This is a genomic window from Flavobacterium sp. GQ95 (assembly GCF_059758655.1).
The window spans coordinates 101,040-126,613 of the sequence record NZ_JCAXEB010000004.1; the positions used below are offsets into that span (position 1 = coordinate 101,040).

Here is a 25,574-nt window from a genome sequence, read left to right on the forward strand (position 1 = left end):
ATTGAATTCGTCTCTTTTAAGTAAAAACATTCAGGAATTTATAACTAAAAATACTTGTGCAGAAATTACAAAATTGGCACTTCAGAAAAATCCTTTTCCCGAAGTGGACTGGATATTGATTCTGAACCAAATAGAAGCAAAAACAAAAGCAAAAGACAAATTACCCACTTGGTTTTCAACCGAAAATATAATTTACCCGAGTAAAATATCGGTCGAACAAACCTCATCTGAAAAAACAGCTGCTTATAAAGCTTCTTTAATTTCCGGAGAAAGTTTAATTGATCTTACGGGAGGTTTTGGTGTTGATGATTATTATTTTTCAAAACGATTTAAAAATGTAACCCATTGCGAGATAAACGAAGATTTATCTGCAATCGTTAAACATAACTTCGAACAACTACAAATAACAAATTGTTATTTTTTTGCCAATGATTCTACAAATGTTCTAACAGAACTGAATCAGAAATGGGATTGGATTTATATTGATCCTTCAAGAAGAAATGATGCAAAAGGCAAAGTTTTCATGTTAAAAGACTGTTTGCCAAATGTCCCTGAATTATTGGATTTCTATTTCGAAAAAACAGATTCTATCTTAATAAAAACAGCTCCTTTATTAGATATTTCCGCTGGTTTATCAGAATTAAAATTTGTCAAATACATTCACATAATTGCTTTAGAAAATGAGGTAAAAGAATTGCTTTTTGAAATTCACAATCATTATTCAGGCGAAATCACAATCAAAACTGCCAATATCTTAAAAGATAAAATCGAAACATTTGAATTTATTTTGAATGATGAATCTGATTTTGTTTCTTATAATCTACCGCAAAAGTTTTTATACGAACCAAATTCAGCCATAATGAAATCTGGTGGTTTTGATGAAGTAAGCTCAATTTTCAAAATAAATAAACTTCACAAACACTCTCATTTATATACTTCTGAAGACTTAATTGATTTTCCGGGAAGGGCTTTCGAAATAGAAAAAGTGATTTCGTACAACAAAAATGAGATGAAAACAGTGCTTCTAAATCAGCAGGCAAACATCACAACACGCAATTTTCCGGACACGGTAGAAAACATTCGAAAAAAGTGGAAAATAAAAAATGGTGGAAATTTATATTGTTTTTTTACAACAGATAAAAATGATAACAAAATAGTTTTAATTTGCAGAAAAATAATTTAAAAATGAAACAACTAATTACGCTAACTTTTTTTCTATTAACCCTTACCGCATTCGCCCAAAAACCATGTGAATACAGTGCCAACGTTACCGATTCTATTGGTACTTATAAAATTACAAATGAATATTTAATGAGCGAAAAGAGCTTTGGAGGCTCGTTTAGCTATGTATTCTTTTCATTGGCACAAACAGATGGTCTGCCAACATTAAATTTACAATTGATTCAAAAAAGCAAGGATTTTATAAAGGCAAATTGCTTTGATAAAAACTCAAAAGTCTTTTTACAATTACAAAATGGTAAAATTGTCACTTTAATGCACATTGATCAGGAAAACTGTGGAACACTTATTCGTGATAAAGGTTTTGATAATCGTGTAAACACAGGAATTTTTGTATTTATGAAAGACAGCTATGATGAACTGAAAAAATCTCCGGTTAACATAATGCGTATTAAATACCTGACGACTACAGAAGATTATATAGTAAGAAGTGAATTAACCTCTGAGATGAATGGAAAAGTATATAAACCAGATACTTATTTCATTGAAAATATAAGATGTGTGGAATAACTATTCGCAATTCCATTTTTGATTCGAAACTTTATCTTTTAAACCTGTTTTTAAATTATAATGCCACCACTCTGAATCAAATGAATTAAAGCCATTTTTAATCATTACTTTCTTAAGATACTTTCTATTTGATTTAACTTCATTTGAAAGTTTAGTGTAATTATGACTGGCCTGTATTCCGAAGAAATCAAAAGGAGTTCCCATATCAACTTCTTTTCCATTCGAATAAACTAATGAAATATCTATGGCTCCTCCTCTATTATGGATGGAGCCTTTTTTTGGATCTGCCACATACTCGGGATTCGAAACAATCTCCCACATCTTTTTCTGGATTGATAAAGGCCTGTAACAATCATACAATTTAATTTTAAAGCCTTTTTTCTTAAAATCATTATTGGCTGCAATTAGCGCCTGAACGGTTTTGAAACGCAGAAGACACTCGGCACAATCATAAACTTTTGCTTTCAGAAAATTATCTTCTGTAGCATATTTCATGTCGTAGATGAAATCCTGGCTGAAATCTTTTAGATTAACAAAAGTGGTATCGGCAATTTCTTGTTTTACTTCACTTGTATAAACTTCATTTTGGGCATTGGAAGTAAATCCCCAAAAAAGAGAAATTAAAAAAAACAAAGAATTAATGGATTTTGACATGAACAGACATTTTTAATTGAGAAGCTTTCTGAAAAGTAAATATAACAATAAATAAAGCAAAACTTATTTACGTAATGTTTCAAACTGATAAATACGTCTGATTTTCAATTCATTTTTTAGCTGTTTTTTTGATCTTTTTTCGCTAAATTAGCTAATAAGATTTTATAAATCAATCATTTAATTCCAAAATTAAAATACTATGAAGAATAGAGCCAAACATTTATTTATAGTTGTAATGAGTTGTTTTATATTGATTTCATGCAAAAAAGAAACAGTTAAAAGCGTTCCTACGACAGATTCAACTTCAATAATAACGCATTCCTTAAAATCTGATTCAGCCATAATTAATCCGTCAGATACCTTAAATAATTTAGTAGACAAAAGCGTAATCGGAACCCATTTATTAACTGAAAGTAGTATCACTCCAAGATTAAAAACGCTGTTAGGAAGTGATTTCGATCAAATGGTTAAACACTGGAACACAGAAACTCCCTTTACAAAAGAAGGCGATATTTTGCATGCGAGTGGCTGCAAGCAACACGATTGCAACACTTATTCTTATGATCTATATATTGATGCAAAAAACAACAAAATCAATGTGTATAAGTTTAGTCAATCAAAACTAACAGTCTTTGCTGAAGATGATTTCAGAATTGTTTTAAAAGATTCACTATTGCAGGATTTAAATACTAAAAAACTTAATGCTAATATTCCGAAAGAGAAATAGAAAAATTATCAAAAACAAAACCCACTCAATCTAAAGTGGGTTTTTAGTTTTTGTATTCTAAGTTTTATTTGCATTTATATTTTTCGAAAATTGCTTTTAATTGGTTCAAAACATCTCCGTTTTTAAAGTCTTGTTTTTCAATTGCCTCAATTAGTTTAGGACAACCTGCAAAAGCTTCTTTTGCCATTTTTCTGATTAGTGAATCTGTTCCTATTGCAAAACCGTTTGAAGCTGTGGTCGCATTACCAAAAACTAATTCTTCACTGTTCTTTTTACCAAAATAATAAGCTGTATTGGCAAAAGTCACTACGGTACTGGTCCCACCTGCGTTTGGTCTTCGGCCGCCTTCAGCACCAATACCGCCAATTTTTACATCTTTGTCATATATGATATAAAACCAGACCTTTTTTCTTGATCTTGAAAACTTACCTGTCAAAAGATTGGCTGTAGTTGCATAAAGTCTTTCGGCTATATACTTTTTATCATCAGATATATATTCGATTTTTTTAATATCAATACTTGCAATTTTTTCTTTTTTAGCTTCTTCATCTGTTTTAAAAACGACTTTAGAATCATCACTCTCTACCATTTCAGCAAGTCCATTTTTTGTTGACCCGTCTTCCATATACAAAACTGCTTTGCTAAATTTGGCATGCCCTGTAATTGTAAATAAAATAGCAATTACCAATAAAATTATTTTTTTCATGTTGGATTATTTTAATAGTAAATGTAGTATAAAATAGTCTTATTAAACTAATAAAAACAGAAGAAAAATCAAGCAAAAAAAGAGAAAATAAAAATAATTATTTTAAATAAATTGCTATCTAATACTGGTAAACTACTAATCCGTTTAACTTTATTTATTAATGTAAAAATTAGAATAAAATGACAGTATCAATAATAAATTTAAAATATAAATCTTTTAGGGTTAAGTCTAAATAGGTAAACTTTTTTAAGGACCAGACACTTTTTCGATACTCTTTGAGTTCACGAGCACCATAATCGCATTTGCATGTGGAACTATATTTTACATAGTTTAAAAAACTTAAGAAGCAACATATTATTGTTCGTTCATCTAATTTTTTTTACAAAAACATTCTGCACATTATTTTGGAAAATTATTATTACCAACTTTAAGTTTAAAAAACTCCTCACCCGATTCTACTAAAGAAACGTTCGTTTTAAAATTTCTTTTTGTTATATCTATTATAGATTCCTGAAATTTATTGTAATCCAACATCTATTCTATACTTTGTAGATGTGCTTTGCGTTCACACACAAGAGGCCAGTGTCAACGGAGTTTTTTTTTAAAATCTTCTTTTTTTAATCAGACTATGCATTTCGATAATTTAAAAATTTTCGGATTCTATTTGATCAATCCAACTTTCATTCATATATTCTTCTACTTCTGAATATCTTAAACTATTCTCATTAATAATTTCAAAGTCTTGCTCCCATTTCTCTAAACTATCAATTCTTTGAAAAATGTAAAAAATATCATTGTTCGATAATTTAATAAAGTGACTAACGAGTTCATCTTCTTTTATCTGAACAATATGCAGTTCATTCTTTAATTCTCTATAATCAATTTTTCTCCAATTATAATTTGAATTCTTAATTAATTCACTTTCCTCTAAAAAAATAAACTTCGAAGAATCAAAAAATAAACATTTCGTTACTCCTTGATATTTAATTAAAATCTTGAGACCATAACTGGTGTTTTCTTCGTAATAATGATAAATACTATCAATCAATCTTTTCTCCATTAATTATCTTTTAACTCCTTTTGTAATTACATAGTCTTATGTAGTTTTAACTATTACCTTACTCGTGCTCTACGAAGTGTTTTATTTAAGGTACAAATGCCTCCAACTTTACGCTACGTAGGCGGTCCAGGTGGAACACCTAAACTTCGTACGTAATTGTCCAAAGCTTTTTGCTGCTCGGTTGTTAGTTTTCCGTAATTCACTCCTGCCGCTGTTAATTTTAGTGATTGGGCAAATGATCCATTACCCAGTTTACTCACTATTCGGCCTGCTCCTTCAAAATAATGTTTGGTAAACTTACCTTTACTTATTACGAAATAGAGAGAAACATAACCGGTATAATCGTCCATATGTACTATTGTGGCAGCCGTTTCACCATTAATGGCAACATTTTGAGAATCTCCTGAACTTTTAATTACGCGTTCGCTAGAGATTACTATAAATCACTGATTATATGTAAATGTTAGGTAAAATTACAACTGTCAACATATCTGATACACTACCCAAATGATCAGGGCGAAAATATAGTGTGCCTCTTTTCCATTTCTATAAGTAATAGAGGAGGGATTTTAATTGGAACCTATAATTTCCCCACTTTCTAAATTTGTTTTTACATATAATGAAGCAGGCATGCGTTTATCAAAATTATTGTTTTTTTCAAACAAAAAAGTATTTCCTTTTAGTTTTCCTATAACAGTTTTATTCATGTATTTAAATTCAATATTTAAAGTATCATTTTCTAAATTTAGTATTCTCCAAGAACTAATAATATTTTCTTTATTGTCATCATTAGATTTAAGATAATATTTATTATTGTTTTTTAAAATAAGATAATAGTACATGTTGTTATTTGCCAATTCTATTGGTTGCTTGTCGATAACATATACGCCTAATATTTCATTTTGTGAAATGTTGTTACATCCTAAAAAAAATGACATCATTACTAATATAATTAAAAAATTTATTTTATTTTCCATTATTCATTGTCTCTTACCTCTGTTAAAATATATCTAGCAGGTTGTTTATTTTGATTACCTACTTCAACTTTCTTATTTTGATTATATGGAATATTACCATCTGCTCCATCAGAAAAATAATATGTTCCATCTGTTGTTTTACTTAATCTAAATTTGTTAAGCACTATATCTGTACCAACATTTTCTTTTGTTTGTTCTTTATGCCCTTCTCCTGCATAATTATCATAATAAGAAAAATATGCACCATCTTTATCTCTACCCATTCCAACAATTGTAATATAATGATTAGTCGCACTATTTGGATTTCCCGTATTTTTATTAGAATCATACATCACTCCGGCCATTACTGCTTTACCTTCGTTAAGATTTTCAATAATTGTATTAATACCTTTTTGTAGATTTAATTTCGACGTATCTCCACCTTTTTTTACATACATATCTACTCTATGCTTAGACCCAACAGCAGTATATTTTCCTGTTGAACCTTGGTTTACTTGTAATCGACTGTAATCAGCACATTCACCAGTTCTATAAGATGTTTGTTTATAAAACCCTTTACCCCAGCTAAAATTCCATTCACTTTCTTGGATTGTCTTAGACATATATGGAATCCATTTTTTTCCTGACAGAACGTTTAAAACATTCGAAAAGCCATTGTATACTGGTTTTTGATCATTCCCATCCGGATCTCTAAAACGAACTGGACTATTAAAAGCATAAATATAATTGGGTTTCTAGGCCAGGTTTTATTCTTATTATTTGTCTACTCTCTTGCTAATGAAAAATATCATAAACCTTCGCCACCTAACAAACTTCTAAGAGCGGTATTAACAGCCGTTGAACAAATGAGACTTATATAACAGCTCAAAAAAGATGACAAGAAAAACAATCTTTAAACTCATTGATTAAGATGCTTACCATAAAAAATTAAAGATTACTTCGCTAAAAATGTAGAAACGAAATAGAATATATCAAAAACCACTTCGCATTAAAGTGGTTTTTTGCATATATGTTTTATTGGATAACTAAATATCTAAAATCAAGACTTTTTAGATATCTTTCTTAATGTAAACAACAAAACACATATTATTAAAACATTCAGAATCATTAAACGATAAGCATCTATATCTGTTTTATCTGGAATATTATGTCCACTAGCGTGGCTAAGAGACCACATAAAACAAAGAAATGCAAATGTCAGGATAAATAATATTAGAAGAATATAGATTATTGTTTTCATTAAAAATTTTCTTTAAGTATATAATGCCCTTTATCTTTCATAGCCTCTAATGTGAATCCATTATCATAAAAAAGGTCTGTAACTGTTCCTAATTGTTTTTTTGACATTCCACTGAAATCCAGCACCATACCACCTCTCAAATTAACGCCATTATTTTTTTTATTAAACAAACTCAATACAATTGCTGCAGATTTAGTTATTAATCTCGCTTTTCTAGTATCTCCATACATATCATTTACTAACATTTTATCAGCAGACCATTTACTTGTCCAATCTAAATGCTCAGCTGTACTCGCTCCATTATGCGCATAAGCATCTTGCAATGCATGAAGTCCCTGACCTAATGTGTCTTCGTTTAAACCGGTTTTGTTGATCCATAATATTTGACCATCCAAATTCAAATTTGCATTGCTTCGCTATGCTTCATACCGTCTTTTTGCTCTGCATTAGACATCATTGAATGCCACCTACTATTCTTTTCATCTTGTGAACCTGCTGTAGCGGAATAATCAATATCATTTCGGTATCCCAAACTTCCTGATTTTCCTAAATTATTTAAAGTAAGAGCCTTTTTATCAGGATGATCTGCATACATACTCGCACGATGTGCAATTCTTTGCATACATACTCGCACGATGTGCAATTCTTCTAGCGTCACCCCTACTGAACCCAGCCTTTAACATAGCATTAATAGTAATTTGATAATGCACAGATACAGCATATTTCCCATCAGGGTCAACAAATAAAATAGGATTGTTAAAAGCATAAACATAGCTTCCAAAATTAGGCATTTTCTCTGCCATAGGATCAACATTCAACCACAAAGAAGTCTTCATATCCAAATACCTAGCCCCATAATAGCTCAGATTCGTCTCCCGATCCAATTCCTTCCCATTAAACAAATAGGGTGAACTAAACGACGAACTATGCTCCTCAAACAAAACCTCCCCAAAAGCAATATATTCCACGTGCTGACTTATGCTTCCGTTTCGGGTTGTAATATACGAAGTACTTCCCAAATGATCAGGATGAAAATAAAAAATATCATTCTCTAGCAGACCAATTCCCGTAAAACCTTCTCCGGACTTAACCGTTGTAGGTTCTACTGGTGGTCCAAATTGTACGGGTGGTCCCGGAACATCTCCAGGGTGCATTAAAAATTGGGTTTCTCGGCCAGCCTTCCGGCGGTTCAGCTCATAACTCGCTTTGGTAAACTCACCCTGACAGGTTGCTTTTGCCGATTTTAACCGGTAAAAATCATCGTATTGATATTCATGACTTTTGTCTTTCCATACTTTATCATGTTTCGAATGTCACCAATACATCTGTAACACTTGGTACGGTTTGACCTCATTTTTTTTTTGATTTAAGACATTTTAAAATTAAAGAAGCCGTCTCAAAACAAAATTTGATACGTTTCTTAATTTTTATACATTTTTAAACCACACCAAAACTATGTTACATAACAAGTCATTATAGTGCTGCCGCCTACGCAGCGCACTATAAACTCGTTATGTAAAATAGCACATTTCTTTAAGACCTCTCCCATTCCCACGCTTCTGCCACCGCACTAAGATTTTTTTTTATTTGCTCAGTCTCGGCAAGGGCTAGGCCTGTTTTTTTTGGAAGAATGCCAGATATTTAAACAAACCAAAACCTATCGTCTTTGCAAGCTTTCTCCCAAAAAAAACAAGCAGATCTCAAAATGTTTTTCTTTGAAGATTTGATTTGCAAGCATAAAAAAAACTCGCCATTGCCGAAGAGTTTTGATTTCTATTTTTCTTGCCGATAAACTTACGGGTGCGAAGTCAGGAGACATTCACAGCTTTTCATAAGAACTCTTCGAAGAGCAGGAGACCACTTACTATTTATTTTATAAGTAAAATATTTGAACAGATCGGATAATCTATTTTAACTTGCCTTCTTTTTGTGTCATTTGCATCAAGACCAACTTCCAAATACTGACTTACAGCGGTTAAATCTTTTTTTGACATACTATTTAAAAGAATAGAAAATTCTTTATCGCCATATCTTTTCATTAATTGATATAAAACATATCCGTGATCATATCCACCAGCATCATAAATGTAATCAACCTTTAAAATTTTCAATGTTGCACTATTATCTTTGGCATAAGCTTTATTTAAATTTTCAACATAAGAAGAATAATTATCTCCTAGCGCCAATTCTAATGTATTTGAAATTGGTATTTGTGATTGTTCTTTACATCCATAAAACAACAAACAAATTACTATAATTAAACTTTTTTTCATATTTGATTATTTAATTTTGTTTATAATTAATTTCATTTTTTCCTACTCAGTAACTTTAATTGTACCAAATTTCTTCTGGGTTGTAAAGGGAACATATTTTTGTTTACCTCTATTATCCGGAACATCTTCCGATGAAGTTTTATTAATCATAGTGTTAATAACACTCCATTCTTCTGCTCTTTGCTCCGTAGTCATTTGCACATCATCTTTATTTATAGTAACACAACCCCAGCTAACCCGTCCTGGATGCAAATTATACCCATTACGTTTTTTTCCTTGTGCATTTAGTTCTCCTGGCCTATCATCTTTTTTATCATACGGGCTACTATCTTTTGGGTCTAAAACAAAGAAAGAATCATGATCTGGGTTTGTATTTCCTTTATTTTCTAAAATATTATATTCCCCTTTTGAAATTGGTTTCTCATTTGGTCTATCTGGATCATTACGTACAATTTTACCATCATCTGAATGTCCACCAGTAAAAACATTTTCAACAACTAAAACTTGGTTATGAGTTAAATTTCCTTTTTTATCCCTAACACCATTTAGCTTATAATTTTTAGCATTAACATATAAAATCGGAAGTCCTGATTTATATTGGTCACGGTCAATAAGAGTAAGTCTGCCTGTTGTTTTATTAAAAGCCCCAATTATATCCTTACCATCTGGATCAATTAAGTTAATAGGATTATTAGCCACAAAAACATAAGCTCCTATATTTGGATATTTTTCCATTTTAGGATCCGTATTCAACCAAAGACTAGTCTTAGCATCGTAATACCTCGCTCCATAATAACTCAAATTCGTCTCCCTATCCAATTCCTTACCATTAAACAAATAAGGACTAGAAAAAGAAGAACTATGCTCCTCAAACAAAACCTCCCCAAAAGCAATATATTCCAAGTGCTGGCTTATGCTTCCGTTGCGAGTGGTAATATACGAAGTACTTCCCAAATGATCAGGATGAAAATAAAAAATATCATTCTCTGGCAAGCCAATTCCGGTAAACCCTTCTCCGGCTTTTACCGTTGTAGGCTCTACTGGCGGACCAAATTGTACAGGTGGTCCCGGAACATCGCCCGGCGCATTAAAAATAGGATTACGTGGCCAGCCTTCCGGTGGTTCCTGATTTTCTTCTACTGGTTTTAATACTTCACTTGGGTATGGATCACCCGTAAATTCCGGTGTCGCATAAATGCCTTGTTGCGTTGGTGGTCCGGGAGGAACTCCCAAACCTCTCACATAGTTATCCAAAGCTTTTTGCTGCTCAGCGGTAAGTTTGGAATAATTTACACCACCCGCTGTTAATTTTAACGGTTGGGCAAATGATCCATTACCCAGTTTACTTACAATTCGCCCTGCTCCTTCAAAGTAATGTTTCGTGAATTTACCTTTGCTTATTACAAAATACGGAGAAACATAACCTGTGTAATCATCGGTATGTACAATTGTGGCAGCCGTTTCACCATTAATGGCAACATTTTGAGAATCTCCCGAACTTTTAATTACGCGTTCGCCTGAAGCATCATAGGTAAATTGGTGAATTCTTCCGTTATCGTTAATACCTGATAAACGGTTTTCTTCATCCCAGGTCATTTTTCTGAAACTTTTTTCTTCAGTATAACCTGTTGGGTTTCCGTTACCATCGTACGCATATTCTCTCGGAATAGCTTTCCCTGCTTCCGCAATTTTGTTTGGCGCGTTAGGATGCAATTCGTTATCGTAATTATAATCTAAAACATACCCTTTCTGTTCATTGTTTACGTTATGCACTAAATCTTTCTTTGTGATATTATGCATTTTGTTATAGCTCATGTTCAGGTAACGAGACTTTGTCTTTCCATACTTTATCATGTTTGGAATGTCACCAACACATCTGAAACACTTAGTCCGGTTTGAACTCATTTTTTTCGATTTAATACAATATAGAATAAAAAAACAACCCGAAGGTTGTTTAAATTTTTATGCGATATTAATATAAATCATTGATAATCTGTGAATGTTTGATGCAATAATTAACCACCAACATATCTGATACATTACCAATGTTAGGCAAAATTATTTACTACCCACACATCTGCTATAGTACCATAATCTTTTGAAGTGCTCACTACCAGTCTGCTTTATAGTTTAAATATGCAAATGGTACTTTACGTTTTACATATTTGTAAGTATTGCTTCGTGGTTTATCATCCCTTACATATAAAGTATCCCCAACGAAAGTCAAAGTTTGATTTAGTTTTCCTGTCCAGCCCCAATCATTTGCAATTGAAAATAAATCTGATTTTATTGATGTCTGTTCTTCGTAATAAACACCACGGTAACCAGAATAATATGGATTAAAGTCATGGACACTTTCATTTAACTCTCTATCTAAATAAAACAAATTAAAACATCCATTCGAATAGAATCTATAAACTCCATAGAATCTATTTTCAATATGATTATCCAATCGTGTTAACTTATTATATTTGACACTAAATTCTTCATAAACGACAGTTGTATCAACTATTCTGAGTAGCTCTTTATTAAACTTAGCCTTGTTCTTATAAACACTTTTGTCAAATGGAACTTTTGTTATTTCATTTTGTAACTTATATGTTTTCATTTTGCAAGAAACAAATAAATATAAAACAAAACTATAAATTAATATTTTTTTCATGATTAATAATGAGTGAATTTATTAGAACTATTACCATATTGTGCAAATGGTTTTATTGAATTACTTAAAGTGATAAATCCTGGCTGTTGCGTACCTGGCAGGTTGTGAGCAAACATATCTTGTATTGGGTGTCTTACGTACCTATCTGAATCGATGCCTAATTTTACACCTTTAAAACCTATATAGGCAGAGCCCATTCGGTAAGGCGTATTTTCTTCATTTACAAAACCATTAGGCATTCGGACACCAAAATTGCCAATTTCCATTTTACCTATCTTTTCGTCATCACCCTTGTAATTATTTCTAAAGCCAGTAAACAAGTTAAATCCTGCGCTAATTTCTCCTACGGGTAACCCCACCGCTGCTGTTCTATGCGAATCGTTACCATCTCCTAACCCAATAAGATTAAAGGGCATGCCATCATTTTCATAAGACATACTAAAATCACCTGCATTTACACTCAGTATTCCTGTTTGTTGTTTAAATTCAGACATACCCCCAGTACCACTAAAAAAGTTTGTACCTAGACTTACATTAGTATTTCCATCATCAAAGCCACCCATAATAGAACCTCTAAATTCTATTCCACTTTTCCCTGTGTTGGAAAAAGAGCCAAAAGCAGTAGCGCTACCTCCTCCGGAAACATTAATTTTGCCTATATTTTGAGAGATGGAAGCACTGATACCTATACTATTATTATGCGTACCAAAATTGAACTTTAAACTAATATTTACTGTTGGAGGATCTATTGGATCTTCCTCACTCATTCCACTAGGGTCAATCAAATTCATTGGATTTTGACTAACATAAATATAGGGAGAGTTCACGTAAAATTCCTCCGCCAACGGATCAACAGACAACCACAAACTGGTCTTCATATCCAAATACCTAGCACTATAATAAGAAAGATTCGTCTCCCTATCCAATTCCTTTCCATTAAATAAATAAGGCGAAGAATATGAACTAGAGTGCTCCTCAAACAAAACCTCCCCAAAAGCAATATATTCCACGTGCTGACTTATGCTTCCGTTTCGCGTTGTAATATACGAAGTACTTCCTAAATGATCGGGATGAAAATAAAAAATATCATTTTCTGGCATACCAATTCCTGTGAAACCCTCTCCTGCTTTTACTGTTGTAGGTTCTACAGGTGGTCCAAATTGCACCGGTGGTCCGGGAACATCTCCAGGCGCATTGAAAACAGGGTTACGGGGCCATCCTTCCGGCGGTTCCTGATTTTCCTCTACTGGTTTTAATACTTCGCTTGGGTATGGATCGCCTCTAATAAAAAAACTCTCCAAATAATGACGAGTTTTGTCTGCTGTTTTTATTTTTTTATATGACTTTTCTTTTACAAGTAAATATTGTAGTAGGCTTATGTGCAATGTGGTATTACTAACATTTGCTAAGAGATACTAGCTACTACCTTTTTTTTTCATTATAGTAAAAAGCACTATTAGAAAAAGACTTAAACCTGTCATGCAAATTAACCATTTATTACTTTCCTCTGGAATATTATGGCCACTGCCATAAGTTATTAACCATAAAAAGCATATTAGTAGAAAAAAAATATACGCTAGTATCAATAAAATGTAAACTATAATTTTCATCAGAAATTTTGTTTAAGTGTATACGTGTTGTTTAATTCTTTTGTTTTTTCTAATACAAATCCATTTTGATAAAATAAATCAGAAACTTTGTCTAGCTGTTTTCTTGTCATTCCATTTAAATCTAATTTCATTCCATTTTTTAAATTTGCTCCATTATTTTTTTTGTTAAACAAACTCAAAACTATCCCAGCAGATTCAGTTATTAATTCTGCCTTTGCTGTATCTCCATACATGTCATTGGCAAGCATTCCTATCGCTGACATTGTACTATTCTTTAAATTTAAATGTTCATCTGTACTAGCTCCATCATGTGCATAGGCATCCTGTAGTGCATGCAATGCTTGGTACATTTTACCTTCGTCTAGTCCGTTTTGTTGTTCAAAAATATTAGACCACCCAAATTGTAATCCTCTTTGCATTGCGTAATAATGTGTCTTTCCTTTCTTCTTTTCTGCATTAGACATCATTGAGTGCCAAACACTATTCTTTTCATCCTGTGACCCAGCTGTCTTTGAATAATCAAAATCACTTCTATAGTGCATACTTCCTGATTTCCCTAAATTATTAAGAGTGAGGGCAGTCTTATCAGGATGATCTGCATACATACTTGCACCATGTGCAATTCTTCTAGCATCTGCTTTACTGAATCCAGCTTTAATCATCGCATTAACAGTAATTCTATAATGAACAGAAACTGCATAATTTCCATCTGGATCTACAAAAACCGTAGGATTATTAAAAGCATAAACATATCCACCAAAATTTGGCATTTTCTCTGTCATAGAATCCACACTCAACCACAAACTAGTCTTCATATCCAAATACCTAGCCCCATAATAACTAAGATTCGTCTCCCTATCCAATTCCTTCCCATTAAACAAATAGGGCGAACTGAACGATGAGCTATGCTCCTCAAACAAAACCTCCCCAAAAGCAATATATTCCACGTGCTGTGAGATAGAACCGTTTCGAGTGGTAATATACGAAGTACTTCCCAAATGATCCGGATGAAAATAAAAAATATCGTTTTCTGGCAGACCAATTCCCGTGAAACCTTCTCCTGGTTTTACGGTAGTTGGTTCTACAGGTGGTCCAAATTGCACCGGTGGTCCGGGAACATCGCCCGGAGCATTGAAAATTGGATTTCTTGGCCAGCCTTCCGGTGGCTCCTGATTTTCTTCAACCGGTTTTAATACTTCACTTGGGTATGGATCACCTGTGAATTCTGGTGTGGCATAGATACCTTGTTGCGTAGGAGGTCCGGGAGGAACTCCCAAACCTCTTACATAATTATCCAACGCTTTTTGCTGCTCGGCAGTAAGTTTAGAATAATTTACACCACCCGCTGTTATGCCTAATGGCTGGGCAAATGTTCCGTTACCCAATTTGCTTACAATACGTCCTGCTCCTTCAAAATAATGTTTGGTAAATTTTCCTTTGCTTATAACAAAGTAAGGAGAAACATAACCGGTATAATCATCGGTATGTACTATTGTGGCAGCCGTTTCACCATTGATAGCAACATTTTGTGAATCTCCAGAACTTTTAATTACACGTTCGCCAGAGGCATCATACGTAAATTGGTGTATTATTCCGTTATCGTTAATACCTGATAAACGGTTTTCTTCATCCCACGTCATTTTTCTGAAACTTTTTTCTTCTGTATAACCCGTTGGGTTTCCGTTCCCATCGTAAACATATTCTCTCGGAACAGTTTTTCCTGCTTCCGCAATTTTGTTTGGCGCGTTAGGATGGAGTTCGTTGTCGTAATTATAATCTAAAACATAGCCTTTCTGCACGTTGTTTACGGTATGCACTAAATCTTTCTTCGTAATATTGTGCATTTTGTTATAGCTCATATTCAGCTCATAACTTGCTTTGGTAAACTCGCCCTGATAGGTTGCTTTTGCCGATTTTAATCGGTAAAAATCATCGTATTGGTATTCATGATTTGATGTTCCGCCCAGTGTATTATTTACTACCGGGGCAGTATTTTTAATCCCTAAAACATTTCCAACAAGGTCGTAACTATAACTGTTATTCATGACTTGTCTTGTACCGCTTTTTACTTGCAATTGCTGTAATCGGCGCATAACAGCATCATAGGTATAATTTGTTTCGGTCTCGTTCCCGTACTTTAAATACTTACGCTGCTCAAATTCGTCATAACTTAATTGTTTGATGTAATCGTAGGTATGGCTTTCTTTTTTACCCTGCATACTTTGCAAGTTTCCCGCACGATTGTAAGTGTAGTCTACTACTTCACCATCAGGATAGGTCATTTTCTGGATTCGGTTCCAGGTGTCGTATTCGAATTGTGAAATATAAGTTTGAATATCCGTTGGTGTAATGCGAAGGGTGCGAATTTCTTTTTCAACCTCACCTAATTTACCATAGAAAAACTCCTGTCCGCCACTGGCATCCTGTACAAACCATAATCGGCCACGGCGTGCTGCGGTTCCATCGGCTTTGCCGTAATTGTATTGTACATTGTTTTGTGGGTTTTTAGGATATTTTATAGACTCTAATCTATTAAAATTATATTCGTATTGTATTGCTCCTCCATTGGGTACTGTATTTTTTATATCCTGTGTAATACGGGAGGTTAAATTTCCTGCCAAATCGTATTGCATCGTTGTAGTTCCTGCATCAGGATGTGTAAACTCAATTCGTCTTCCGAGCCAGTCATAAGTGCTTTTGGTAACATGATCCATCGCATCGGTTACTTTTATCATTTCACCCAATGCGTTTGTCTCAAACTTCGTCAGCAAATCATTTTGCATACTGGCCATATTTTGTCCTGTGGCGTCGGTATAGGTTTGGCTTGTTTTATTCAGGGCATCGGTTTGCGTCGTACGCAAAACTGGTACACCGTCATAATTTTCTAAAGCAAAAGTTGTAGTATTGCTGCTTCCATCCGGCAAAGTAACTTTTACAGCACGTCCCACTTCATCATAATCTGTTTTAGTTGGTGTTACATTTGATATAGCGGTACTAAAATTATTATCTATAGTGGTAGTCGTTGTTGGGTAATAACTTGTTGTGGCTCTACCTAAACCGTCATAAATTACTTTTCCTGATACGATTTGTGCTTCCTGATCCGGGCTTCCGGCTGCAGTAAATAAACTGGCTGTTTTTTTAACCTGTAGGGCTCTGCCTAATCCATCTGTATACGTTAAGGTTTCAATGTCCTTATCCAATTCCGGATCGTAATTTTTGGTTTTGGCGTACGGAACTTTTGCTTCAGGGAAATATTCATACGCGATGGTATACGGTTTTCCGGAAGCGATTTCGTAAGCTGCTTTGATTGTAGCTATACGTCCTTTGCCATCCAGCGTATAAATTGTATTTTGGTCGTTACGATCTGTTGTTTTTAACGGTGCTCCAAAACGATAATCATAGTCCATTTTGTTCTGGTATCCAAATGCATCTTTAATTTCGGTCATGTATTGATGATTGTCGGCATCAAATACATACTCCAGCGTCATACGCTGCCCTTTGTAATTGGCAGGACCGGTTATTTTTTGCAGGTTTCCGTAAGTATCATAGGTAATATCCGTTAAAGCTATTTTATCGGCAGCACTATAGTTTTTTATCTGTGTAACCTCTGCTGTTGTTGTATTGATGGTTGTGGCTCTTTTTCGTCTTAAACCATCCGTAGTAAATACCTCTAATTGTTTTGGAATTCCGCCATAATACGGCGTTGTACTTTCATAATAACTAATTTTAGCCGTTACTTTATCATTTGCCGTTCCATTTCCTAAATCTTCATACTGTGTAATGTTTCCATTAGCATCATAGGTATTAAACGTATTGGTTTCCAGATAATCACTTCCACCTTCATATATTTTTTGATTGGCATGAATCAATCCCACAAAAATGCGTTTGGCATCGCAAACTGGTAAATTTAATTCTGACACCGGAACACTTGCCTGCGTCACCACATCAATAAAACTATATTCGTTTTCTGACTCCTGACGCATTTTGTTGTTTTTATCCAATGTATAACTGTGCTTCAAAAGATTTTTACGGAAATAATCCTGATTGTAAAATTCCTGAACCGTTGTGGCGAAAACTGAATTATCAGCCGCATCAATCTGTTCCTGAATTACTTTTCCAAAACCATAAAATTCTCTTTCGCGGCGATCGTGGTAACCGTCTTCGTATCTGAATTTAGCAATCGAATGATCGATACCGTCACCAACATGTCCGTCAAAAATATCAACAGATTGTAAAACCCATTTCGCTGATGGGTTTTCGTAGCTCGGTTTTAATAAATTATAATCAACCACATAACTATTTCCTGCAGCGTTGGTGACACTTTTTAGTTTATTGGTTCTTTTAATATTAGAAAGCTGAACGGTAAGATTATTATCATCTTTAGAAACGATATAATCCAGATTTCCATCACCATCAATATCCATATACGTTCCTTCAGAACGGCTTGTGCTCCATCCTTTACTTCCTCCAACGGTTGGCGTTATACGGAGCAGCCAAACTGTAATATCAAAGGAGAAATTGGCATTCATCCCATAGCTTACCCCTTTGTTTAAATTCATTTCTGAATATTTTGGATAAACAACCGGTGTATCAAAAGAGCCTCCTAAATTAAAGGCTACCCGCATTGTATTGCCCTGATAACTTATTTTATCAGCCAGTCCATCTCCATTTATATCTAAAAATGATTCATCAACATCTGATTCTGATCTTGCATAATTGGCCCCTCCAGAGATAGACCCCTGCTTAATGCTAAAACCCAATCCGGCACTCCAGTCTGTAGAAAATCCTTTATTCAGACTTCCAAGATTCCAGTTTCCGCCTGGAACAAATCCGTAACCGGTATTTAGCAAAACATCACCTGAATCTGTGATTTTATCCGGCAGGCCGTCACCATTAATATCACTGTGCACCATTACGGCACGATCTGTTCCTTTACCCTGCGAAGCACTAACAGAAATCTGGTCTTTTGCTTTTTCTGCTTCTTCATCAGCACAAGTTTTTGAAGCTTCTCTTTGAGCCGCAGCTTTTCCTACTGTCATACCTAGTCCGCTTTTAGCTGAACCGTGGCTATAACTTCCTCCAAAATTAGGCCCTTCAGAAGTTGTCTTTGCGTGACTGAAATTATCTCCAATATCTATAATTTCATCTGATATTTTCCCAACCGGAGCTGTAAGCTGAACACTTCCACCACGAATATAATCCGGAAAACGGTCTCCATTAAAATCACTCATGGTCTGAGTAACATACGAATCTCCATCTATCGATTTACTGTAACCTATATTGGCAAATCCGGCAGAAGCCCCTGCAGAGATACTTTTACTTTTGTTTTCACTAATCATGTCAAGTGCCGTTGTACTTCCTCCCTGTAAAGTTGGTAGTGAAAAATCGGCATAATCAGCTATATCATCTTCTCCCAATCTTGAAGTTCCGATCGTTTGTCCTTTGATATAAATTCCTTCCTCAAGACCTTCCCATTTCAATTTTGTATAAGAAGGATTTAAAGAAACAAAATAACTGTCTGCGACTTCATAACCTTTACCATCATAATTATCAGGATCGGTATTATTTAAATCCGGCTCTGTATTATAAGCGTCTGATTGTTTTAATTGCGTTTGATCTATGGTATTGGAAGCTAAATTTCCATTGATAACAAAACCTCCCCAATTTCTATGATACAAGCCTAAAGTTCTTTCATCCGGATTTAAAAGACTGTAAATAGAATAATCATCTGTAGCGGTATTCCAAATTACATCATCTGTAAGATCAGCCAGATCTTTTAAATCGGTAACCTGAACCTGAATATTTAAAGCATTTTGTTTTGGATAATTTCTAAGTATAGCTACTGATGCCGGATTAGAAATGGTTACTTCTAACTGAATGGGAACTCCCGCTGCTGCTGAAGGATAATCAACTGCATTGTCAAAAGCACTGATCACTTCTATCAAAGTTCCGGCCGTCAATTTATATCTTTTACGGGCTAATAATGTATTGTTTTGTTTGGCCGAAACAATTACATCGCCATTATAGGTATTCAAAGATCCCGGAGGAAAAGCTGTTGCCAAAACCAAATCAGCAGGCAATATATTTAGTTTTACTTTTCCGCTTGTGGTTGAAGTAATACCGGGCATTGTATAATTTCCTTCTCTTTTATTATATAACAAATGAGAAACTTCCATAGGAACTTCTTCTAAAATCCCTCCCGGATAAGCAGGTACTGTTACTGTTGGCGCAAAAGAAATAGTCTGCCAATTGATATTGGTCGCTGTTTCTAAGGCAAGACTAACCTGGGTTTCGGCTTCGAATGCTGGTAAAGCAATTGAGGCCAGATTAAAAGTAGCTACTTCGTTTGCCAAAAAAGTTTTTTCGAAAACAACCACAGGAGCACTGGACTGATCCAGATACGTTTTGGTAATGACAAATCTGATGTGATCGGAGGTAACAGGCTTATTCAGAATTCCTTTTACTATAACATTTCCGGCAGTTGATATTGTTTTCCCTGCCAGAGAACTACTCAGGAAATCTGTACTTGCCTGATAGGTAGCTAATGAATAAGAATTGACATCTTTCAAATTGGCAGCTACTGCAACATCGCTATCAACTAAATTTCCGTTGACATTCCTGTCAAATTGTTTCACCTGAGAATATGTGATAATGGGATCCCAAATTACGGTATCAAAACTTCCATCTTTTAGAGAACTAACCCTAAAATACAAGCGTTCGCCTTTTTCTACAGAAATTGCTGTGTTTTGTTTGCTTTTACTGCTATAATCAGTGGCACTAATAGCCTCATTCCATAATAACTGATTTCCTTTTTGAAAATACAAATGAACACCATCTGCTTTATCATTTCCGGCATTATTAACATATTCTGTACGAGCTTTAATTCCTTCTGGTGTTGATTCCTTAACCAATTGATATTGGTGCGAAACAGAGATAATTCCTTTTACAGGAGCCTCCCACATACGAACGACATCATGTAACGGATTTTGTTTTTCGATCTCAGCCGCCGAAATAGATGTATAACCCGGAATGGTTACATTTCCTCCTCCAAAAACAGGTGATGGGGTGCCCGTACTACTCGCTTTAAATGTTGGAATTCCGTTTTCTAATCTATTATAATATACTTGTCCGTTTTGAACAAAATCAATCAGTCCGTCTCCATTAAAGTCCATAAAATAGACTTTAGTTTTACTGCTTGAACGCTGCTGATCGTAACCAATGTTTCCGTATTTTAAATTTAAATCGACACCCCAGTTAAACGAAGTTGATTTTGAAAATCCGACATCACTAATATTAATAGACTGCAATTCTCCAAAAGCATTTTGCCCGGATGCTGCCAGATTTTTTCTGTAATAAACACCATCTTTTGTTTTAAAAACTTTATCCGGCAATCCGTCTCCGTCTAAATCTTCTAATATTACAGCTGTATCCGAGGTTCCCCAGCTGTTTCCTCCGTGACCACCAACGGTAAAACCTTTTAAACTTCCGGCATTTGTTGCCAAACCTATTCCAAGTCTGTAACTAACACCAACCGTAGACCCTTCAGAACTGCTTACCAAAGAGTGCTTTCCTGAAAACAACAAATCACTAAAAGACGGAATAGAACTGTTTCTAAGATTGTCATTTGGCACACTCCAACTTTGAGCTGTTCCAAAAGGATTGTATTTTCCGGAAGCATCACGCACATCATCAAAATAATCCAGTGTATTGGTATAAAACAATTTCGATTCCGAATCATATTCTGAAACTGATTTCAAAAGTGTTTTCTTAAAAGCACCTTCTTTATAATTCAGTTCGTAACTGCGAACCATATCGCTTTTATAGCGTACTTCAATTTTTCTTAATAATTGATTGTTCAGTTGTTTGAATCCCAATCTGGCAGAAACCTGAACATCCGGACGGTTTGCTTCTCCTAAATCGCTACTTTTTACAAAAGTAACGCTGTAATTTCCTTTTTCAGAACCAAAACCAGTGTAGTACACTTTTTTAAGATACAATTCGCCATCTTTTTTATCGTACTCGTAGGTAACTTTATTTCCTTTTAAATCGACTTGCTCACATAATGCCCAATGCCCAATATTTCCTGAAGCATCCTGCAAAATACCATCTGTTGCAAGTCCAGAGGCTGTTCCTCCGTAATAACTCGCAACTCCGCTTTTATCTTTTACAACCCAGTAATAATTTTTAGGAGAGGATCCTTTACGGATGATTTGCTGAAAAGCACCTTCTCGTCTTGGGTAAAATTGTTTATCTGTTGTTCTGCCAACCCATTCTGCTCTATGCGAATTTGGTATTAATTGTTCTCCTGCAATTGCATAGGTTTCTGTTTCTTTTGATGCGTCATATCTTGGTGCTCCCCAACGGGTTTCGATACTAACGGCCGGTGCCGAAATATCCCAGCCCATACCCGCCCAACTGTGACCGCCGTCACTATCGTACTGCAGGTTAAAGGAGGGCTGCATACCGCCTCTTCCGTTTGGAATAACAATAGAAAATCCTGTACTTGCTGTTCCTCGACCCTTTGCAGAAGGGGGAGCTATTGACTGAATTCCAACTAATGGACTTGCTGCTTTTAAATCTTTTATACTTGTTGGGGTATATCCGGAAGTTTCTGGCGATTCCGGCATTTTAATGATACCGGCTATAAAGTCTGTAAAATGGGTTGTTTTCGCCTTAATAATTCCTTGTTTAATATCCAGAGAATCTTTGGTTAATTCCTGCCACAATCTTTTGTTTTCATCAAAATAAAATACGTTGATATCTTTTTCTGTATAACCCTCCGGAATTGCTTTTTTATCAAATGGCAATGATAAGGTCACGGCTTTTTCGAAAATAGTTCCGTGTGGCAATAATCTAAATCCGGCGTTTGTTCCGGTAACATTAACCATTGCTGAATTTAGTGGTGCAATGTCAATTTTTCGTAAAGCGCTTACCGATACAGATACATTGTTTTTTAAAGCTCCAACTGGAAAAACTGCTAGAAATTCCTTATAAGCCAGTTTATTTTCAGTCTGAAAATCAATTATTTTCGAAATACGTTCTTTTGCGTTTTCAAGTGGTCGAAAACGATCTACTTTCAAAAACTGATTAACTTCTAATTTTTCGTTTATAAGTACACCTGAAGTAGTTTCTTTAGTAACCTGAATAGCTTTTCCTGCTGTTGAAGCGTCTAAAACTAATTCAAATTCAGGCTGATTGACATCAATAGCCATTCCGCCAATACTCATTTTTTTTATCTGAGAGGGAAAATTAGTTCCTTTGATGTACAGTTTACCCTCTGATTTTAATAAAGTATACTGAAATGAAGGTGTTGTTGATTTATAAACAATTCGAACATTTTTAATTCGATATCCATTTGAAATTCCTTCGGGTGTGGTAAACAATAAAACGTTATCCCCGGCTCTCAAAGACTTTTCAGAAAGCAATTCTGATTGTTTGGTCCAGTTTTTATTTTGAGATAAAAATTGCCCTCCAATACTAGGCTGGTTGTTTAAACTTCTTGAAATTGAAGCTGCCTGATCGTATCCATACAATTCATATTCCAAATAAGCATTTTCATTATCAGAAGGCAATGCATCAACTTTAAGATGAAAAACGTTATCATAAGCATCATCAACATCCGATTCGCTTTTTACACCAATAATTCCCTCAACAATATCTGCACTAAACGATTTTGTATTCTTATTTTCTTTTGTAAAAACGGCTATCGAATCTGCTTCTTTTTCTGAAATTGTCAATTCTTTTTCCGAATTATTTTCAGTGAAAAAAGCAGCTATCTTGTAAGGTCCAAAATTGGCCGCAAACAAAAAGGAACCTATTAAAAATACCAGTATTATAATTTTATTTTTCATAAAGTATGATAATCGAATATGGGGGCAATCGGTTTATTTTTAAATCTCAATCTGTAATTTGTTCTGTAAAACAGAGCTCAATTACTTCACAATTACTTTGAAAGTTTTAGTGCCAAAATCAGAATTCACAGTAACCAGGTATATGCCTGCAGCACTTTTTATAACCTCATCATACAAATACGTTTCTATCTGTGTGAATTGTTTTTGTTTTACAAGAGCTCCGGTTGGCGAATAAATGCTAATAGTTGCATTTGTCTTTGTTGGAAATTGCATAGCTATAGAAAAGCGGCCATCAATTGTTGGATTTGGATATAGAATCAATATACTCGAATCTGTTATCTCTTTTCCATCTGTTGCAACTGCAATTTTCGTCGCGGTTTTACATTCCAGATCGTTGAGTAACCTTAATTCATAAGTACCCGGCTGATCAATTAATATCTTAGGATTATTGTCAATAAAATCACCTTCATAATACCATTGATATTCATAATTCCCTGCCGGAAGACCCACACTGGCATCAAGTGTTAAAGCATTCCCTTCCGTTAAAAGATAATCAGGTTTTAGGTTCGGAAATGTTCCTTGTTTATCTGCTACAAATACGGTTTCATTATACAAATTTCCTTTTCCGTCCCTAACAACATAATCATAAGTTCCCGAAGAAAGTTTTAGTCCGGAAGTACTTTTTGCTGCCTGATTCCATTGTTTTACAACAGCCTCGCTGCCTTCTTTTTTCACAGTAACGGTAAATGGAGCTTCACCACCTTCTATCGTATAATTTAGCTCACCAGATCCGGCTACTCCGCAAGTCGCTTCGGTAATCCAGACTCTGCTAAACATTGCCGGTGCTACTTTGATTGTGAATTTCGCTTTTCCTGTTTTTTGTTTGTCCCAGTTAAAATCTGTCAAAACCAATTTTTCTTTACTGGATGTGCTTGCCAGACGAATGTATTCCGAATCTTTTTCGTCATACGTGCCTTTGCCTGAATAATCGACCAATAGCCAGTAATAAGTATCTTGTGGCAGAGTACTTTTAATAAAGTTTGGATTAAAACTCCATTCCAGACTTAAGTCGGTTGGATTGCTAAAATCTAATTGCCATTCTCTTGCAATACCAATTGGCTCTCCTTGCTCCTGTTTTTTGATCAGAAGATTTTTTCCGTTGTCACTCCAAAATGCAAAATAATTGTCCGGAATTGTATTTGATTTACTTTTAAGGCCAATTGTCAAAAGTCCTTCTTCGATCATATTACTGCTTTTGGGCTGCAATAATCCGCTCGCATCATCACGGCCAATTCCGGTAATGGAATACTCGAATCCTTTATGTTGACTGATATCCCAAATCGTTTGTCCCTTGCTGTTTAAGTAGTTTTTACTATCAAACTGCGAAAGCGAAATACCGTATTTTATCGCCAAATAACTGGCTACTTTTTGCGTTTCAAGGCCGGATAAAACTCGGTTATAAACCAGAATTTCACTTATATTTCCTTTAAATTCTTCGGGCGGGAGTTTTTCAAATTTAGACTTTTGCCCAATCGTTAATGAGGATAACTTTGCAACACTATCAGTAACATTCTGTTGAAAAAAATGAATATTGGCTTTATGGGGTTTAATTTTTTCCTGATACGATTGATAGGAGTATTTTTTTAAATCGACTAATCGTTTATTCGTTGCTACCGAAATTGTTTTTTGAGGATCGTTTATAGTCCATAAAAATTGCTCTTTCAAACTATCTTTTACTTTGTAAACCATAAACAAAGTCTGCTTTCTTTTACTTTCTGATCCCAATGGCAAAATCAAAGAATCCTGTGTTGTATCAAAAACAATACTTGGATTGAAATTAAAAGCTGCACCGTTGTGTTTTTTTCCTGATATTTTGGCTTCCTTTTTTGTTAGGCTTTCCCAATAATAAGCGTCACCACTATTTCTGGATTTTATCCAAAATTGTGGTTCTTCTACTAATCCCGGTAAAACTTTCTTTTGAGAATAAACGGAATTACCTGCCATCAAAATTCCCAAAAAAGCTATTATAAAAATCTTTCTACACATAATTTCTAGGTTTTTAAAG

The 25,574-nt window shown here is 34.5% G+C and carries 18 protein-coding genes; 3 read left to right on the forward strand and 15 right to left on the reverse strand.

Annotated elements, in window-relative coordinates:
• Position 1: 1 nt before the first annotated feature.
• Both AC6CH4_RS09930 and AC6CH4_RS09935 read left to right on the forward strand, forming a co-directional pair.
• The gene (locus tag AC6CH4_RS09930) at positions 2–1,183 is read left to right on the forward strand and encodes a THUMP-like domain-containing protein (RefSeq protein ID WP_498102494.1); all 1,182 of its coding nucleotides are present in this window, start codon (positions 2–4) and stop codon (positions 1,181–1,183) included.
• A gap of 2 nt (positions 1,184–1,185) precedes the next feature.
• The gene (locus tag AC6CH4_RS09935; RefSeq protein WP_498102496.1) at positions 1,186–1,749 is read left to right on the forward strand and encodes a hypothetical protein; all 564 of its coding nucleotides are present in this window, start codon (positions 1,186–1,188) and stop codon (positions 1,747–1,749) included.
• Here AC6CH4_RS09935 and AC6CH4_RS09940 read toward each other — a convergent pair whose 3' ends face one another.
• Positions 1,750–2,403 carry a M15 family metallopeptidase gene (locus tag AC6CH4_RS09940; protein ID WP_498102498.1) on the reverse strand — a complete coding sequence of 218 codons (654 nt, stop codon included), beginning with the start codon at positions 2,401–2,403 and terminating at the stop codon, positions 1,750–1,752.
• 199 nt (positions 2,404–2,602) lie between these two features.
• Between AC6CH4_RS09940 and AC6CH4_RS09945 the strand changes: the two genes are divergently transcribed.
• Positions 2,603–3,130: an Ivy family c-type lysozyme inhibitor gene (locus AC6CH4_RS09945; protein WP_498102500.1), complete on the forward strand. Its 528-nt coding sequence runs from the start codon at positions 2,603–2,605 to the stop codon at positions 3,128–3,130.
• Positions 3,131–3,194: 64 nt separating this feature from the next.
• On the opposite strand, the gene AC6CH4_RS09950 is transcribed toward AC6CH4_RS09945, so the two are convergent.
• The 14 genes from AC6CH4_RS09950 to AC6CH4_RS10015 all read right to left on the reverse strand — a co-directional run bounded on the left by AC6CH4_RS09950 (position 3,195) and on the right by AC6CH4_RS10015 (position 25,555).
• Positions 3,195–3,836: a hypothetical protein gene (locus AC6CH4_RS09950; protein WP_498102502.1), complete on the reverse strand. Its 642-nt coding sequence runs from the start codon at positions 3,834–3,836 to the stop codon at positions 3,195–3,197.
• A gap of 643 nt (positions 3,837–4,479) precedes the next feature.
• A complete protein-coding gene (locus tag AC6CH4_RS09955; protein ID WP_498102504.1) occupies positions 4,480–4,896 on the reverse strand; it encodes a hypothetical protein in 417 nt (138 codons plus the stop codon).
• Between the two features lie 113 nt (positions 4,897–5,009).
• Complete coding sequence (locus tag AC6CH4_RS09960; RefSeq protein ID WP_498102506.1) at positions 5,010–5,246, reverse strand: hypothetical protein; 237 nt, start codon at positions 5,244–5,246, stop codon at positions 5,010–5,012.
• 219 nt (positions 5,247–5,465) lie between these two features.
• The gene (locus AC6CH4_RS09965) at positions 5,466–5,873 is read right to left on the reverse strand and encodes a hypothetical protein (RefSeq protein ID WP_498102508.1); all 408 of its coding nucleotides are present in this window, start codon (positions 5,871–5,873) and stop codon (positions 5,466–5,468) included.
• Positions 5,873–6,475 carry a hypothetical protein gene (locus AC6CH4_RS09970; protein ID WP_498102510.1) on the reverse strand — a complete coding sequence of 201 codons (603 nt, stop codon included), beginning with the start codon at positions 6,473–6,475 and terminating at the stop codon, positions 5,873–5,875. Before AC6CH4_RS09970 ends, AC6CH4_RS09965 begins: the two co-directional genes overlap by 1 nt.
• A gap of 637 nt (positions 6,476–7,112) precedes the next feature.
• Positions 7,113–7,508: a hypothetical protein gene (locus tag AC6CH4_RS09975; RefSeq protein ID WP_498102512.1), complete on the reverse strand. Its 396-nt coding sequence runs from the start codon at positions 7,506–7,508 to the stop codon at positions 7,113–7,115.
• Positions 7,509–7,510: 2 nt separating this feature from the next.
• Positions 7,511–7,735, reverse strand: coding sequence for a hypothetical protein (locus tag AC6CH4_RS09980; RefSeq protein WP_498102514.1), 225 nt, complete (start codon positions 7,733–7,735; stop codon positions 7,511–7,513).
• On the reverse strand, positions 7,689–8,267 hold the full coding sequence (locus tag AC6CH4_RS09985) for an RHS repeat domain-containing protein (RefSeq protein WP_498102516.1): 579 nt from the start codon (positions 8,265–8,267) through the stop codon (positions 7,689–7,691). The genes AC6CH4_RS09980 and AC6CH4_RS09985 overlap by 47 nt, the downstream gene beginning before the upstream one ends.
• Positions 8,268–8,981: 714 nt before the next feature.
• Entirely contained in the window at positions 8,982–9,386 is a 405-nt protein-coding gene (locus tag AC6CH4_RS09990) for a hypothetical protein (RefSeq protein WP_498102518.1), read from the reverse strand.
• Between the two features lie 42 nt (positions 9,387–9,428).
• Entirely contained in the window at positions 9,429–11,240 is a 1,812-nt protein-coding gene (locus AC6CH4_RS09995; RefSeq protein ID WP_498102520.1) for an RHS repeat-associated core domain-containing protein, read from the reverse strand.
• Positions 11,241–11,496: 256 nt separating this feature from the next.
• Entirely contained in the window at positions 11,497–11,994 is a 498-nt protein-coding gene (locus AC6CH4_RS10000; protein ID WP_498102522.1) for a hypothetical protein, read from the reverse strand.
• 56 nt (positions 11,995–12,050) lie between these two features.
• Positions 12,051–13,433 carry a polymorphic toxin type 23 domain-containing protein gene (locus AC6CH4_RS10005; protein WP_498102524.1) on the reverse strand — a complete coding sequence of 461 codons (1,383 nt, stop codon included), beginning with the start codon at positions 13,431–13,433 and terminating at the stop codon, positions 12,051–12,053.
• 224 nt (positions 13,434–13,657) lie between these two features.
• Positions 13,658–23,509, reverse strand: a complete 9,852-nt coding sequence (locus AC6CH4_RS10010) for a SpvB/TcaC N-terminal domain-containing protein (protein WP_498102526.1) — start codon at positions 23,507–23,509, stop codon at positions 13,658–13,660.
• Between the two features lie 81 nt (positions 23,510–23,590).
• Positions 23,591–25,555 carry a T9SS type A sorting domain-containing protein gene (locus AC6CH4_RS10015; protein WP_498102528.1) on the reverse strand — a complete coding sequence of 655 codons (1,965 nt, stop codon included), beginning with the start codon at positions 25,553–25,555 and terminating at the stop codon, positions 23,591–23,593.
• Between the last annotated feature and the right edge of the window lie 19 nt (positions 25,556–25,574).

What these genes read in the sequence shown, in the direction of transcription:
- AC6CH4_RS10015 (WP_498102528.1), bottom strand. Translation starts at nt 25,555, where the DNA reads ATGTGTAGAAAGATTTTTATAATAGCTTTTTTGGGAATTTTGATGGCA.
- AC6CH4_RS09950 (WP_498102502.1), bottom strand. Translation starts at nt 3,836, where the DNA reads ATGAAAAAAATAATTTTATTGGTAATTGCTATTTTATTTACAATTACA.
- AC6CH4_RS09940 (WP_498102498.1), bottom strand. Translation starts at nt 2,403, where the DNA reads ATGTCAAAATCCATTAATTCTTTGTTTTTTTTAATTTCTCTTTTTTGG.
- AC6CH4_RS09970 (WP_498102510.1), bottom strand. Translation starts at nt 6,475, where the DNA reads ATGTCTAAGACAATCCAAGAAAGTGAATGGAATTTTAGCTGGGGTAAA.
- AC6CH4_RS09945 (WP_498102500.1), top strand. Translation starts at nt 2,603, where the DNA reads ATGAAGAATAGAGCCAAACATTTATTTATAGTTGTAATGAGTTGTTTT.
- AC6CH4_RS09960 (WP_498102506.1), bottom strand. Translation starts at nt 5,246, where the DNA reads ATGGACGATTATACCGGTTATGTTTCTCTCTATTTCGTAATAAGTAAA.
- AC6CH4_RS09980 (WP_498102514.1), bottom strand. Translation starts at nt 7,735, where the DNA reads ATGCAAAGAATTGCACATCGTGCGAGTATGTATGCAGATCATCCTGAT.
- AC6CH4_RS09995 (WP_498102520.1), bottom strand. Translation starts at nt 11,240, where the DNA reads ATGATAAAGTATGGAAAGACAAAGTCTCGTTACCTGAACATGAGCTAT.
- AC6CH4_RS10010 (WP_498102526.1), bottom strand. Translation starts at nt 23,509, where the DNA reads ATGAAAAATAAAATTATAATACTGGTATTTTTAATAGGTTCCTTTTTG.
- AC6CH4_RS09985 (WP_498102516.1), bottom strand. Translation starts at nt 8,267, where the DNA reads ATGCACCCTGGAGATGTTCCGGGACCACCCGTACAATTTGGACCACCA.
- AC6CH4_RS09955 (WP_498102504.1), bottom strand. Translation starts at nt 4,896, where the DNA reads ATGGAGAAAAGATTGATTGATAGTATTTATCATTATTACGAAGAAAAC.
- AC6CH4_RS09965 (WP_498102508.1), bottom strand. Translation starts at nt 5,873, where the DNA reads ATGGAAAATAAAATAAATTTTTTAATTATATTAGTAATGATGTCATTT.
- AC6CH4_RS09935 (WP_498102496.1), top strand. Translation starts at nt 1,186, where the DNA reads ATGAAACAACTAATTACGCTAACTTTTTTTCTATTAACCCTTACCGCA.
- AC6CH4_RS09990 (WP_498102518.1), bottom strand. Translation starts at nt 9,386, where the DNA reads ATGAAAAAAAGTTTAATTATAGTAATTTGTTTGTTGTTTTATGGATGT.
- AC6CH4_RS10000 (WP_498102522.1), bottom strand. Translation starts at nt 11,994, where the DNA reads ATGAAAACATATAAGTTACAAAATGAAATAACAAAAGTTCCATTTGAC.